The organism is Psychrobacter sp. P11F6 (assembly GCF_001435295.1).
In the GTDB taxonomy this organism is placed as follows: domain Bacteria; phylum Pseudomonadota; class Gammaproteobacteria; order Pseudomonadales; family Moraxellaceae; genus Psychrobacter.
The window spans coordinates 3,217,877-3,232,617 of the sequence record NZ_CM003594.1 but is presented as its reverse complement, the minus strand read 5'-3'; the positions used below and the strand labels follow the sequence as shown (position 1 = coordinate 3,232,617).

Sequence of the window (14,741 nt, the reverse complement as noted above, 5' to 3'; positions counted from 1 at the left end):
TTTTATTCATTGGGCATATTTAACTGTTGCTTGCCTTGTAGCGGCGTACTGTCCCATTGAGCAATGGCTTGCTTTAACATACGAGTAGCTGTGTCTCTATCGACGGCTGGTTGCTGTAATAGTTGTAAAGCGTCGGCGATAAGTTTACTTGGATCCCGTGTATCAATGGGTTGTGCTAGGTTTTGCTTAGAGAGTTTTTGTCCATCACCATGACATATCAGTGGCAAGTGATACCAATGATCGATGGCAGGCAAGCGTGCGGCATCCATGATGCTGATTTGCGCTGTCGTCATGGGTAGGATATCTAGACCGCGCATAATATGTGTCACTTGTTGCAGTCCATCATCAAGGCTGGCAGCCAAAATATAATTGATCATACCATCTTGGCGACGCACCACCATATCACCCAATGTCTGCTGAGGATTATCCCACTGCAATCCTTGAATACCGTCGTTAAAACCAATCTTATAATTCGGTAGCTGTATGCGTAGCTTATGTTGCTCTCTATCAAGGTCAGCGCTGACACAGCAGCGTGGATAACGCTTCCTGTTTGGTTGCAATGGGTTAGCATCATAAGATGGGCTCAGCTCTTCTTGCGCCCAGTATTGCTCCAAATCTTTACGCGAGCACTGACAACCATAAGTGAGCGGATGCAGGGCTGAGTGTAGATAATCATTATAAATATCAATACGCTCAGATTGATAAATGATATCACCGTCCCAGTACAATCCAAGCGCTTCCAAATCAATCAAAATTTGCTCAGTAAATTGCTGATCACAGCGTTCGGTATCAGTGTCTTCAATACGCAGTAGCCATTTACCACCAATGGATTTTATATGGCAAAAGCTGGCAAGCGCGGTCGTCAATGAGCCAAGATGCAGTTCACCAGTCGGTGAGGGAGCAAAACGACCAATCGGCTGTACTGGTATGATTGGAGTGGGCATAGGAATAAGGTTAGTTTTCAAAGTAGGAAATTATCGATAAAAAAGGTAGAAGATAGAATAATAAATATATCCGTAAAAAGATATTTGTGAAATGAGTCTGTTTTGTTAGCAAATCAATATAAGCAAGCTTAAAGCTCTGTATCAGCCATGATTCATTGACTAAAAACCAGCCAGCTAAAACGCAATAAGCGACCATGTTATGGTCGCTTATGCTTACATTCTACTATTGAGATGAGTCGTAACTCGTTTAAGCGCCTTGATTTTGGCGTTCTTTAATCTCAGACAGTGTTTTACAATCGATACACTGGGTAGCTGTTGGGCGCGCTTCGAGACGACGCAGACCAATCTCTACGCCACAAGTTTCACAAAATCCATAATCATCATTTTCAATTTCTGACATAGATTTATCAATTTTGCGAATGAGCTTACGTTCACGGTCACGCGTACGCAATGCGAGGGCAAACTCTTCTTCTTGGGTGGCGCGATCATTGATATCTGGCATTGCACTGGACTCGTCTTGGATATAAGTCTTGGTGCGATCCGCTTCGCCAATCAGTTGGCTCTTCCAATCCAATAATATAGCCTTAAAGTGCTCTAACTGCGCATCAGACATGTACTCTTCGTCTTTGGCAGGCACATAAGGAGTAAACTTAGCTTCACTTGGATTCGTGGTCAGGGTGCTCATATGGGTATCCTACTTTTTTCAAATTAATTCAATAAAACGACGTATCAAAAGACAAGACGCTATCAATGTCATAAACGCTATAATTTGTCCCTTTATAAAACGTTTTACCACTTGGTAACACAAGTAACACAGCGGATCTAATAGTACAGTTATCTTGATATGCTTAAAGCAATCTATCAATGGTCAGGTATATGGTTATGCATACTTTTATTTAAATAGCGTTGTCTTAATAATGCGACAAATCACTGACTGTGAAGACTTAGCTGTGATCGATTTAGCCATCCTAGCTATTATAATTCTACCTAATACCAGATACTAGGCAGTCCTCATTTCGTTTTATACGTTGTATCATTGTTTCTGATAATAATGAAGTCATTTTTCATCATCATGTCGTTTTTACCGTGCCAGTCATTGTATTCTGAACTCAGAAATATCAGTCAATAGCTTGAGATATAAGGGCTCACATCAGTATGGGTGCCAATAAATCTGGGCGTCAAGTATCCAGTCTTTCTACCCAGCTTGCAACCTTTCCATTGTTGGCTAATTGCAACCAACGGTAACCGGGCGGGACGCTTTTATCATAGGAAAAATCATTCTCATAAGGCTTGAACTGGTAGCAAGTAGAAGGCGTACTATAGACCGTGACTCCTTGACGATGGCGGACCTGCTCTTGGTGCGTATGACCACTGATAATGACCTTGAGATGGTCAAATCCTAACAGATGCTGCCAAAAGGCCTCACTATTCTCTGCCATATGTGTGTCAATCCAGTCAGAGTCTACGGGAATGACGTGATGATGTAGAGCAATCAGCGCAGGCTTATCACAAGCATCGAGTCTCTCGCATACCCAGTCAATATCGGTAGGCGTTATCTCGCCCGCGACTTTGCCCGTGATGGATGAGTCTAATAACAACAGCTGCCAACGATCAGTCTCAATGACATGCCGGCTTAGCAAGCGCGGGTCGGCAGGTTGAGCAATCAGTTCGCGCTCAAAGAATGGTAAGTCACTGCCTATCTCATCCGTCACATCATGATTGCCTGCGATACAAGCAAAAGGAATATGGGTCGCTTGCAATACCTCAAAAATATGATCGTAAATAGCGGGTTTGACTTCATTGACTAAGTCGCCAGTCACGATAATCAAATCGCAGCGAATGTCGCTACTCAAAGCTTGCTGTAGTACTGTTTCAAAGCACTGCTGACAGACAGTGGCTTCGCTATTGTTAGTATCGCCATCAACACTAGAAGAAACGGGCGTTGATAAATGCAAATCTGTGATTTGTAGTATGTTTACCTGTTCATCTGGTGTGCTAATGTTATTAACAGGATAGCTTAGCATTGGGTCAGTCCCTCATCGAATCGAAACAAGTGATGCTGTTAAAACGAATGATAAATAAATGTCCTGCATCGAGTAGACTAATGAATTTTGGTCTGACCAATATGTTTTTTGGCTTGACGCCGCTAGTATGTCGATGGTATTAGGGCAAGTTTATAACATAAAGTCAATGAAAGCTCTATCATATTGATGAAATAAAGTTGGATAAGAGGATAAAAAAACCAGCGGCTTTATGTGAACCATAATCTGTCTAGCGGCGCGCTGACCAAATTTTTGCAGTGCTGAGCTTTGAGAAAATCAGCGCGATAAAAAATAAAATGGCTAATATTAATACGATAGCAAGTCCTGTCTGAATATCTAGCCAGATGCTTCCCCAAACGCCTAGTGTCACGCCAAGCTGTGCGATCAGTAGCGATATAACGACCATTTGTTTTGGCGATGATGACCACAAACGTGCCGTTAATGCTGGTAATACCAATAAACCGCTGATTAGTAAACTACCAACCGCTTGCAGGGCAATCGCACAAAATCCCGCCAATACGCCCATGAAGAACAGCCGCTGGCGTGTCGGATTAACACCTTGAATACGCGCCAGTGCTTCATGAGTGGCAAGCTTAATTTGTGCAGGCCATATATACATAAGTAGACCGAGCCCTACCAGCACGCTACCAGCAAGTAAGGGCAAGTCTGCCCAATCAAGCTCTAGCAAATTACCAAACAAAAACCCCAGTACGTTTGCTTGTTGGTCAGTCAACTGGGTCAAAGCCAATAAACCTAAACATAACAATGACACCGCCACCACCGCCAAAACCGCATCGACAGGCAGGCGCTCATCATCGATTAATACCAGCCCTAGCACCACCATGACGCTGACCAAGGCAATGCCAATACCCATAGGTAATTGCCACCATACTGCTAAAGCCACGCCAAGCAAGGTACCATGTGCTAAAGCATCAGCAAAAAAGGCCATACGTCGCCACAAGACTAAGCAACCTAAAGGCGCTGATAGTAGCGCTAAAATACTGCCAGCGATCCAAGCGGGGGCAATGATGGCTAACCAAGCAGTCATAATAAATATCCGTAAAAGTTTTTATAAAGCTCAACGCTTGATATGTGTTTGATGTATCAAGCTTCGATATATTTTATATTTGTGGATGTTCAACGCGCCTTAATGATTATAGTTCGCTTGGGGCGTGATGCTCACAGGCATGCGGTTGATGTACATAAGGCTGCTCATAATGATGCCCAAATAGTTTTTGAAATTCACTACTAATGGCAAGCTCGCTTGGTTGTCCCTCACAGCAAATATGCTTATTAAGACAAATCACGCGTCGACTGCCTTTCATGACCCAATGCAGATCATGCGATACCACCAGCATGGCACAACGCAAAAACTCCGGCAGCTCATCAATAAACTGATAGAGCCAAACCTCAGTATCAGGGTCCAGTCCTTGCATCGGCTCATCTAAAATCAATAAGTTGGGTTTGTCTAACAGTGCTCGCGCGAGCAAGACCCTTTGTGTCTCACCACCCGACAGGTGCAGCATTTGTCGCGATAGTAAGTGCGTCAATGACAAGTTATCAAAGATAAATTGACGCTGCTCAGACGTTAAGCGCCTTTTATCCGCTTGTGCCAATAAATCGCAGACTCGTAATGGCAATATCGGCGGTACAGCAAAGCGCTGCGGCACATAGCCAAGCTGTAACTGCTGATGAGAGTTAATGTGCCCTTTGGTTGGCTCAATCAATCCCAAAATAAGTTTGACCAACGTTGACTTACCAGCGCCATTGGGTCCAATAAGACTGACTGTTTCATTAACCGCAATGTCAATATCAATATGTGAGAGTAAGCGTTGATGCCCAATGTCGTAGCTGACATCGCTTAGGCTCAGCAGTTTACTCGCAGTGTTAATGGTATTACTATCAACAGTGGAAAAGTTCGGTTGATTAGACGGTGAGGTAGACAGGCTCATAGTATGGCAACCAATAAGTGAATGAGTAATACAAATAAAAAACGGAGGACAATGACTTAGGCTTCAGTGGTTAGGGTGTGTTACTGGCACGCTTGGCAACGACCACTCAGCTCAATCACACTGCGTTCCACGATAAAGCCAACATCTTGCTCAGCAAAACTCATCATTTCCTGTACGGGTACACTGCTACATTCTTGTACACGCTGACATTGACCACAGATCAAAAATGCTGCGGTATGCTGGGCGCGTGGGTGACAGCAGGGCACATAAGCATTGATAGAGGTCAATTGATGTATCAAGCCTTCACTCAATAAAAACTCCAGACTGCGATAGACAGTGGGTGGCGCGACATTTTTTGGCGCTTGTTTTTTAGAGCTAAGCGCTTTAGATGACGCTTTCGTTGGATGCTGTTGCGAGCTAAGCGCTTCGCTGCTGTCATCATTGTTATCAGGCTCTGATAAGCGCATTTGCTGCAATTGCGTGATCAAATCATATGCACCGATAGGTTTATTGGCTGCCAATACCAATTGATATATTTGCTGGCGCAATGGGGTAAAGCGTGCACCGTTCAGTCGACATTGTTCTTTTGCTGCCATTAGGCGCTCGGTCACGTCATGCGGCGTAAAGTCCTGCACATCATGTAAATGTTCGCAGACTGATAAACTGGTGGACATGGTGCACGCTCCTGCAAAAAAAATGGCACTGTTATTATAGTAATTTATAATGTTATAGTATAACATACTAAAAATAAAAGCAGATAAGTGATCTTGGCTTATTTATTGATACCTTAATGATCACTCAGATACAACAATGATAACGTCTAAATGTTTCCACTTATATTTTATCTTTCATACATTAAAGAATCTATTATGAACTCAGTTTTCAAATATTTTTTAAGCTCAACCATTATACTACAGCGATGGCTCATTACGGGCATAGTTGCATTAGGCGTCTTTACTGTGAGTGCACAAGCGGCAACAGTCAGCGTGAGTAACTACCCACTGTTTTTATTGAGTCAAGCAGTGACTGAAGGTTCACCGCCCGCCAAGCAGTTATTGCAAGCAGGGGAGGTAGGTCATCATGGCAGTATCAGCCCAGGCGATATTAAAGCCATTCAGGACAGTAAATTTGTCGTGTGGTTTGGTGAGCCACTAGAAAATAACTTGGCGGCAAGCCTTAATACCGCACCCAATGCGATTGCCTTATTTGAATTTGATGCCTTTAATCGTCATCCGCTACGTGACGTCCAAGGCAAGCCTATTGCTGGCACCTTGGATCCACATATATGGTTAGATCCTGAAAATGCCAAAGCCATGACTCGTGCCCTTGCCGTGATTCATAGCCATGCTAATCCGCAATATAAAGCACTTTATCACGCCAATGCACAAAAATTTGCTCAGCGAATGGATAGGGGAGTGGCATCTTTCGTAAAACAAGCTAAAGGCAAGCAGCAAACCCAGCCTTATTGGGCCTATCATGATGCTTATCAATACATTGAATCCAGCACAAACCTAAAGCTTGTTGGCAGTTTAAGCACTGATCACCATCTAGCACCACGAGCAAGCCAAATACGCTGGCTAAATGATAAGCGTCCAGCCAAGCAAATGTGTCTGGTTAGCCCAAGTCAACCAGCCAAAGGTTTACTCGCTAAGTTACAGCCTGTAAAAACCACTGTGCAACCTGAAGATATGAGCAATAGTAAAGACTTTGTGAGTGGTTGGCAGACGATGGCACAGCAAATCTATCAATGTATATCGTAGGATAACTGATTAACCATAGTGGCTTGCAACGCTTGAGAAGCCATTATGTAGTCATACTTTGGGTGTTATCCATTGGTCAGTAACTATGATGTCTATGAGTGATTCAGCTAGGTCACTGATAAAAGGTATATTTTTCTTGCTTAACGGTGGTATGCCCCTTATAATAAGTGGCGTTTTATTTTGGTTAAAAGGTAACACCTGTAGAGTGAGCCGTTCACGGATAAAAGTGTCGCGACGATGTTATATTGCCACCTTATCCCAATGCTGTAAGGCTATAGGATTACATTACCGATGACCAAGCCTGCCAAACGCACACAAAAAGATAAAATTGGCATCTATATCAAACGCCAAGCGTGGATATTATTTATCCTTATTATTATTGCTTGGGCTTTAGATACCAGTTGGCTACATAGTGAGCTTACTGTTGCAAAAAGCGCCGCTATTGGTGCGCTACTCAGCTTTGCTACCCAAGCTGTATTTGCTTTTTTTATCTTTTGGTACACTGGATATCGCGCGCGCCAACATATTGTTAGCCAGCTATATCGAGGTCAAATGGCCAAATGGCTATTGACTGTGTTTGGTTTCGCACTAATTTTTATTACCGTACAACCCCTATCTGCGCCTGCGCTGTTTATCGGTTTTATGGTAATGCAAATTAGTCACAGTTGGATGTTGTGGCATATACGCTAGCATTAATAGACGATGACTATATCAATAGTTGAGTGCTTAATAGTGCTAGGCAAGTCACCCTGCCGTCCAGCTTCTCTATGACTGATTTCATAAGAAAGTCAAAACATACAAAACTGTCTAAAGACAGCGCCAATGATCATAAAGACTGTGATATGAGCGTTTAAATGAGTATAGCGTGTGATAATGGAGTCGATAGCCAATTATTAGCTATCAGTATTGCCTCTAATTAAATTCTTACAATTTAATTAATCACGCAAAGCTATGTTAGTAAACGTTAATAGTAGCTAACTTATTCATACAGTGCATAAAAAAGTCATAATTGACTTTACACGAATACAACGCTGCATTAATATAGGCAGCTAAATATTTTGCTTATGAACGCTGTATTAAGCGTCGATCGTGGAAACGCGACAGTAAGTAAACACAGATATAATAATTTCGCGTACATATACAAGGGCTATTACTGAATCATCATAAGCCCTTTTTTGATAGCTAAAATTTATCTTAAGTTATCAAATTGCGCACTAGTAATAGAACTATGGGTTGGATGTTATTGATTACATGAGCGCTTTAGCATGGTTCATCGGCTTGCTAGCAGGTCAAATAGGATCGTTAAAACCTTATCAGATGACAACCATATTTTTGGTAGTTGATTAAATCGTTGATTAATAAGAAGCTGACATTATGGCAGGCGAGCAAACAACAACAGACTATATCTCTCACCACTTAACGAACTGGACGTACGGCTATCTGCCGGGCGAAGGCTGGAAAGTTGCCTATACTGCTGAAGAAGCTAGTGCAATGGGCTTTAAAGCCATCCACCTTGATTCTATGCTTTGGTCAATTGGTCTAGGCATTGTTTTCTGCGCCATCTTCTGGATGGTCGCTAGAAAAGTCACTTCAGGCGTACCGGGTAAAACTCAGGCTGCGGTTGAGATGATCGTTGAGTTCGTTGATAACAACGTTCGTGATTCGTATAGTGGTACCTCAAAGCTGATTGCGCCTTTGGCGCTGACTATCTTTGTATGGATATTCTTAATGAACTTGATGGATTTACTACCCGTCGATTTTATTCCTATGATTGCTGGCCAAATCGGCGCAATGATGGGACATGATCCACATCATGTGTTCTTTAAGATCGTTCCAACGACGGATCCTAATATTACGCTTGGCATGTCTTTTTCTGTCTTTATACTGATTCTGTTTTATAGTATCAAAGAAAAAGGTTTGGGCGGCTTTGTTGGCGAGCTAACACTGCATCCGTTTAGTGCCAAAAACCCTATCGTACAAATTATTTTAATACCCATCAACTTTATCTTAGAGTTTGTTACTTTGATAGCGAAACCTATCTCTTTAGGTCTGCGTCTATTCGGTAACATGTATGCTGGTGAGTTGATTTTCATACTGATTGCTCTAATGCCGTTTTGGATTCAATGGGCGTTATCAGTACCGTGGGCTATTTTCCACATCTTAATTATTACACTTCAAGCGTTCGTATTTATGATGCTGACGATAGTTTATATGTCACTTGCATCATCAACTGAACATTAATTAGACATTCAATAGGTAAATGAGGATACATCCATGGATCCAGTATTAGGTGGTTACACAGTTATCGCAGTAGCACTACTTATCGGTTTAGGTGCACTAGGTACAGGTATTGGTTTTGCTATTCTAGGTGGTAAATTTCTAGAAGGCGTTGCGCGTCAGCCAGAACTTGGTTCACAGCTGCAAACTCGTATGTTCATCGTAGCAGGTCTTCTTGATGCTATTCCGATGATCGGTGTTGGTATTGCTATGCTATTGTTGTTCGCTAACCCTCTAGCAGGTTAATCAGAAAGCTCAGTTGTAAATGTTTGGTAGTCAAAGTTTGTATCTTAACCATAGCCAAAGTTTGGCTATCAAATATGATCAATGAAACTGATTTTTCATTAACAAAGAGGTGATCACGTGAATATCAATTCTACCCTCATCGGTCAAGCCATTGCTTTTGCAATCTTTGTGATGTTCTGCATGAAATTCGTGTGGCCACCACTTATTGGTGCCATCAATGAGCGTCAGCGTAAAATTGCTGAAGGCCTGAATGCCGCAGAAAAAGCAAAAGCAGATCTGGCGACCGCTGAGCAAGACGTCCAGCAGGAGCTTGATCTTGCAAAGACCAAAGCTGCTGCTTTAATCGAGCAAGCGAACAAGAGTGCCAACCAGCTTGTCGAAGATGCAAAAATGCAGGCTCAAGTGGAAGGCGAGCGCATTCGTCAACAAGCGCAAGCGTCTATCGACCAAGAAATCAATCAAGCGCGTGAATCATTACGTGCCCAAGTTGCTGAACTGGCTGTACTTGGTGCAGAAAAGATTTTGCAAGATAAAGTCGATGTGCAAAAACATGCCAGTATGTTAGACCAACTGGCGGCAAAGCTGTAACTGTGAGGATATAATGGCTGACTTATCAACCTTAGCACGACCCTACGCTAAAGCCGCGTTTGACTATGCCAACGAAAACGGGGCCGTAAACGAGTGGGAAAATTTCTTGTTTGTCGCCAGTGCAATTGTCAATGACAAAGCGTTCCGTACATGGCTAGAAAATCCAGCCGTTACGGCTGAGCATAAGTCAGCTGCTTTGGTTGATCTTTATGACTCACAAGTGGCTGGTGATAGCGACTCTGCTTTTAAACAGCTACTAGGCGAGAGCAAAGGCTCTCGTTATGGTAATAGTATTAGCTATCCTAAAGTGTCACCAGCGCTCAATAATTTTATTAAGCAGTTGGCGCAGCAAGAGCGTCTGGCGCTGCTTCCTGAAGTTTATGAGCATTATCGCCGCCACAAGGCAATAAGCTTAAAGCAGCTTGATGCTTACGTGACTTCTGCCTATCCATTGACTGACGCTCAGCGTGAAATGCTTCAAACGCGCCTTGCTGCATCGTTAAATGCTAGTGTGGTGATTCATGAGTCGGTCGATCCAAGTCTATTGGCAGGCGCTACCATCAAAGTCGGTGACAAAATCATTGATGATTCGATGCGCGGCAAGTTACAACAGTTAAAAACACAGCTAACGGCCTAATGCCATTTACCAGCGCAGTCATCTATGATCTGCGTGAAAGTAAGAGCATTTAAGTCAGTGGGCGGGTTATCATAAATTAAAGGAAACAAGGCAATGCAACAATTGAATCCAGCGGAAATCAGTAACCTGATTAAGCAGCGTATTCAAGACCTTGATGCGGGTGCAACTGCAAAGAATGAAGGCACGATTGTCAAAGTATCTGACGGTATCGTGCAGATTCATGGTCTTGAAGATGCCATGTACGGCGAAATGATTGAGTTTGAAGGCGAAATCTATGGAATGGCGCTTAACTTAGAGCGTGATTCTGTCGGCGCGGTAGTACTTGGTGATTACCTAAAGCTGCAAGAAGGTCAAAAAGCCTATTGTACTGGTCGTATTCTTGAAGTACCAGTAGGTCCTGAGCTGCTAGGCCGTGTTGTTGACGCCTTGGGAAATCCTATTGATGGCAAAGGTCCTATCGATGCCAAAATGACTGACAAAGTCGAAAAAATCGCCCCAGGCGTTATTGATCGTCAGTCAGTAGATCAACCAGTAATGACGGGTTATAAAGCCGTTGATACTATGATTCCAATTGGTCGTGGTCAGCGTGAGCTTATCATTGGTGACCGTCAGACGGGTAAAACCGCGATGGCTATCGATGCGATCATCGCGCAGAAATCATCTGGTATCAAGTGTGTATACGTCGCAATCGGTCAGAAACGTTCTACCATTGCAAACGTCGTACGCAAGCTTGAGCAAACTGGTGCATTAGCATATACCACGGTTGTGGTTGCATCAGCATCAGAGCCTGCCGCACTACAGTATATCGCACCGTATTCAGGTTGTACGATGGGCGAATACTTCCGTGACCGCGGTGAAGATGCATTGATCGTATTTGATGACTTATCAAAACAAGCCGTTGCTTATCGTCAAATTTCACTATTGCTACGTCGTCCGCCAGGTCGTGAAGCGTATCCTGGTGATGTATTCTATTTACATTCACGTTTACTTGAGCGTGCATCACGCGTAAACGCGGCGTACGTAGAAAAGTTCACTAATGGTGAAGTAGTTGGTAAAACCGGTTCTTTAACCGCACTGCCAATTATTGAAACCCAAGCTGGTGACGTATCTGCATTCGTACCGACTAACGTGATTTCAATCACCGATGGTCAGATTTTCTTAGAATCAAGCCTATTCAACTCAGGTATCCGTCCAGCAGTTAACGCTGGTATCTCGGTATCTCGTGTGGGCGGGGCAGCTCAGACTAAGATCATCAAAAAGCTATCTGGTGGTATCCGTACTGCACTGGCTCAGTATCGTGAACTGGCTGCCTTTGCTCAGTTTGCCTCAGATCTTGATGACGCGACTCGCGAACAGCTTGATCATGGTGAGCGTGTGACTGAATTGATGAAGCAGAAGCAGTATCAGCCGATGTCAATCTCTGAGCAAGCTGCAGTTATCTATGCATCGAATGAAGGCTTTTTAGCGGACGTTCCTGTTGAAAAAATCGGTTCTTTTGAAGAAGCTTACTTACGCTATATGCATGATGAGCAAAGTGAATTGATGCGTGAAATTGATGATACTGCGAATTATAATGATGATATCGCAGGTCGTTTGAAGTCATCTTTAGAGACCTTTAAACAAAATCACAGTTATTAATTTAACGGGTTAAGCCGAATTGGTTATGGCTGTCTTTGATGGCTAATAAAGTGGCGCATTGTCTTGTATTTTTTTATTAAGACAGTAGCGCCACTGTTCTAACCATTGACGGTATTAGATCGCGTCATGCACAAAATATATAACATTAATCTGTTAGATTGATGTTATATACTAAATAATTGTCGCATGCGCCAATGCTTTTTAACCCTCTTATATTGGAATCATTATGGCAAGCTTAAAAGAGATACGTGCCAAAGTCACCAGTATTAAAAGCACCCAAAAAATTACTCGTGCTATGCAAATGGTTGCGGCAAGTAAAATGCGCCGTGCCCAAGAGCGCATGGAAGTGGGTCGCCCGTATGCTGATAGTATGCGCCGGGTTATTTCACATTTGGTGCATGCCTCATCAGACTATAAACATCCGTATATGGTCTCGCGTCCAGTCAATAAGGTTGGCTATATTGTCATTACCTCTGATCGCGGTCTGGCGGGTGGTTTGAATATTAACTTATTCAAAGCTTTATCTAAGAGTATCCAGCAGTATCAAGACCAATCTGTACAAACTGAGTTTGCAGTCATTGGCGCTAAAGGTGTGAGTTTTTTCAAAAACTTTGGTGGTAAAGTGACCTCGGCAGTAACCGATTATGGTGATAAGCCAACGTTTGAGCAGATAAACGCACCGGTTCAAGCGATGCTTGACGATTATACTAACGGTAAAATAGACCGCATCTATGTGGTTTATAATAAGTTTGTTAATGCGATGACCCAAAAGCCGACTGTCAATCAGTTGGTGCCTTTACCAGACAGCGCGTTTGGTGAAGAAGAGAGCGGCATTCAAACAGAACTGAGCTGGGATTATATCTACGAGCCTGATATCAAAACATTGATTGATGAGTTGCTTGGCCGCTATATTGAGTCGATTGTGTATCAAGCGGTAATGGAAAACATTGCCTCTGAGCAGTCCTCACGTATGGTTGCGATGAAAGCGGCGACAGATAATGCTGGTGACCTAATTAACGATTTACAGTTGGTTTATAACAAGCTGCGTCAAGCGGCGATTACCCGAGAAATCTCGGAAATCGTTGGCGGTGCTGCTGCTGTTTCATAATTGAAACCCCTTATGAAACCCACTATATACAGAAGTTCAAGGAGAACGCAATGAGTAGCGGTCGTATTGTACAGATTATTGGCGCGGTTCTTGACGTTGAGTTCAACCGTAGTGAAGTTCCTCAGATTTATGATGCCTTGCAAGTAGATGGTACCGAAACCACCCTAGAAGTACAGCAACAACTAGGTGATGGCATCGTTCGTACTATCGCAATGGGTTCAACTGAAGGCCTAAAGCGTAACTTAACAGTCACTAACACTGGTGCGCCTATTGCTGTGCCTGTTGGTATTGGTACGCTTGGCCGTATCATGGATGTTCTTGGTCGTCCTATCGATGAAGAAGGTCCTGTAGAAGCTGATGAAAAATGGTCTATCCACCGTGAAGCGCCAAGCTACGCGGATCAGTCAAACAGCACTGAGCTGTTAGAAACTGGTATTAAAGTTATCGATCTACTTTGCCCGTTTGCTAAAGGTGGTAAAGTTGGTCTGTTTGGTGGTGCTGGTGTTGGTAAAACCGTTAACATGATGGAGCTGATCAACAACATCGCTCTAAAACATGAAGGTTTGTCAGTATTTGCTGGTGTTGGTGAGCGTACTCGTGAAGGTAACGATTTCTATCACGAAATGCAAGAAGCCGGCGTTGTAAACACTGAAGACTTTAGCAAATCTAAAGTTGCCATGGTATACGGCCAGATGAATGAGCCACCGGGTAACCGCTTGCGTGTTGCGTTGTCTGGTTTGACCATGGCTGAATACTTCCGTGATACGAAAGATCCTGCCACTGGCAAAGGTCGTGATGTATTGCTGTTTGTTGATAACATCTACCGTTATACACTAGCCGGTACTGAAGTATCAGCACTACTTGGTCGTATGCCATCTGCGGTTGGTTATCAGCCAACACTAGCTGAAGAGATGGGTATGCTACAAGAGCGTATCACCTCAACTCAGTCTGGCTCTATCACCTCAGTTCAAGCAGTATATGTTCCTGCGGATGATTTGACGGATCCATCACCAGCAACGACGTTTGCGCATTTGGATGCAACGGTTGTATTGAGTCGTGATATTGCTTCACAAGGTATCTATCCTGCGGTTGATCCGCTAGATTCAACCTCGCGTCAGCTAGATCCATTAGTCATTGGCGAAGAGCATTACAACGTTGCTCGTGGCGTGCAAGAGATTTTGCAGCGCTATCGTGAGCTAAAAGACATCATCGCTATCTTGGGTATGGATGAGTTGTCAGAAGAAGATAAACTAGTCGTTTATCGTTCGCGTAAGATTCAGCGCTTCTTGTCACAGCCATTCCACGTTGCTGAAGTCTTTACTGGCGCACCTGGTAAATATGTACCACTACGCGATACCATTGCTAGCTTTAAAGCAATCATCGCGGGTGAATACGATGACCTACCAGAGCAAGCGTTCTATATGGCTGGTGGCATCGACGAAGTTGTTGCTAAAGCAGAAAAAATGAAATCTACTGCAGCGTAAGTTGTGTTAGCATTTGCTAAAGGGCAGATAGACCATAAAAAGTCTATTTGCCAGTTAGTAACGCC

Annotated in this window: 15 protein-coding genes; 9 read left to right on the top strand and 6 right to left on the bottom strand. The window is 43.3% G+C overall.

Annotation, left to right across the window (positions count from 1 at the left end; all coding sequences use genetic code 11):
* Nucleotides 1-2: 2 nt before the first annotated feature.
* From gluQRS to AK822_RS13360, 6 genes are all read right to left on the bottom strand, one after another.
* Nucleotides 3-944 carry a tRNA glutamyl-Q(34) synthetase GluQRS gene (gene gluQRS / locus AK822_RS13385; protein ID WP_060491978.1) on the bottom strand — a complete coding sequence of 314 codons (942 nt, stop codon included), beginning with the start codon at nt 942-944 and terminating at the stop codon, nt 3-5.
* 247 nt (nt 945-1,191) lie between these two features.
* Complete coding sequence (gene dksA / locus AK822_RS13380) at nt 1,192-1,629, bottom strand: RNA polymerase-binding protein DksA (protein WP_045445865.1); 438 nt, start codon at nt 1,627-1,629, stop codon at nt 1,192-1,194.
* 493 nt (nt 1,630-2,122) lie between these two features.
* Nucleotides 2,123-2,968: a metallophosphoesterase gene (locus tag AK822_RS13375; protein WP_060491977.1), complete on the bottom strand. Its 846-nt coding sequence runs from the start codon at nt 2,966-2,968 to the stop codon at nt 2,123-2,125.
* Between the two features lie 247 nt (nt 2,969-3,215).
* Nucleotides 3,216-4,034, bottom strand: a complete 819-nt coding sequence (locus AK822_RS13370; RefSeq protein WP_055125361.1) for a metal ABC transporter permease — start codon at nt 4,032-4,034, stop codon at nt 3,216-3,218.
* A 106-nt stretch (nt 4,035-4,140) separates the two neighbouring features.
* Nucleotides 4,141-4,938, bottom strand: a complete 798-nt coding sequence (locus AK822_RS13365) for a metal ABC transporter ATP-binding protein (RefSeq protein WP_060491976.1) — start codon at nt 4,936-4,938, stop codon at nt 4,141-4,143.
* Nucleotides 4,939-5,018: 80 nt separating this feature from the next.
* Nucleotides 5,019-5,612, bottom strand: a complete 594-nt coding sequence (locus AK822_RS13360; protein WP_060491975.1) for a Fur family transcriptional regulator — start codon at nt 5,610-5,612, stop codon at nt 5,019-5,021.
* 195 nt (nt 5,613-5,807) lie between these two features.
* Between AK822_RS13360 and AK822_RS13355 the strand changes: the two genes are divergently transcribed.
* From AK822_RS13355 to atpD, 9 genes are all read left to right on the top strand, one after another.
* Nucleotides 5,808-6,698: a metal ABC transporter solute-binding protein, Zn/Mn family gene (locus AK822_RS13355; RefSeq protein ID WP_060491974.1), complete on the top strand. Its 891-nt coding sequence runs from the start codon at nt 5,808-5,810 to the stop codon at nt 6,696-6,698.
* A gap of 291 nt (nt 6,699-6,989) precedes the next feature.
* On the top strand, nt 6,990-7,388 hold the full coding sequence (locus tag AK822_RS13350; RefSeq protein WP_045452420.1) for an ATP synthase subunit I: 399 nt from the start codon (nt 6,990-6,992) through the stop codon (nt 7,386-7,388).
* A gap of 684 nt (nt 7,389-8,072) precedes the next feature.
* Entirely contained in the window at nt 8,073-8,939 is an 867-nt protein-coding gene (gene atpB, locus AK822_RS13345) for a F0F1 ATP synthase subunit A (RefSeq protein ID WP_055125357.1), read from the top strand.
* Between the two features lie 33 nt (nt 8,940-8,972).
* Nucleotides 8,973-9,221: a F0F1 ATP synthase subunit C gene (gene atpE / locus AK822_RS13340; RefSeq protein ID WP_010197960.1), complete on the top strand. Its 249-nt coding sequence runs from the start codon at nt 8,973-8,975 to the stop codon at nt 9,219-9,221.
* Nucleotides 9,222-9,338: 117 nt separating this feature from the next.
* Entirely contained in the window at nt 9,339-9,809 is a 471-nt protein-coding gene (locus tag AK822_RS13335; RefSeq protein WP_045452424.1) for a F0F1 ATP synthase subunit B, read from the top strand.
* A gap of 13 nt (nt 9,810-9,822) precedes the next feature.
* A complete protein-coding gene (locus AK822_RS13330; RefSeq protein WP_045445877.1) occupies nt 9,823-10,446 on the top strand; it encodes a F0F1 ATP synthase subunit delta in 624 nt (207 codons plus the stop codon).
* 93 nt (nt 10,447-10,539) lie between these two features.
* Nucleotides 10,540-12,084 carry a F0F1 ATP synthase subunit alpha gene (atpA, locus tag AK822_RS13325; protein WP_055125356.1) on the top strand — a complete coding sequence of 515 codons (1,545 nt, stop codon included), beginning with the start codon at nt 10,540-10,542 and terminating at the stop codon, nt 12,082-12,084.
* A 226-nt stretch (nt 12,085-12,310) separates the two neighbouring features.
* Complete coding sequence (gene atpG / locus AK822_RS13320) at nt 12,311-13,192, top strand: F0F1 ATP synthase subunit gamma (RefSeq protein WP_045445883.1); 882 nt, start codon at nt 12,311-12,313, stop codon at nt 13,190-13,192.
* A gap of 50 nt (nt 13,193-13,242) precedes the next feature.
* Complete coding sequence (gene atpD, locus AK822_RS13315; protein ID WP_045452427.1) at nt 13,243-14,676, top strand: F0F1 ATP synthase subunit beta; 1,434 nt, start codon at nt 13,243-13,245, stop codon at nt 14,674-14,676.
* Nucleotides 14,677-14,741: the final 65 nt, after the last annotated feature.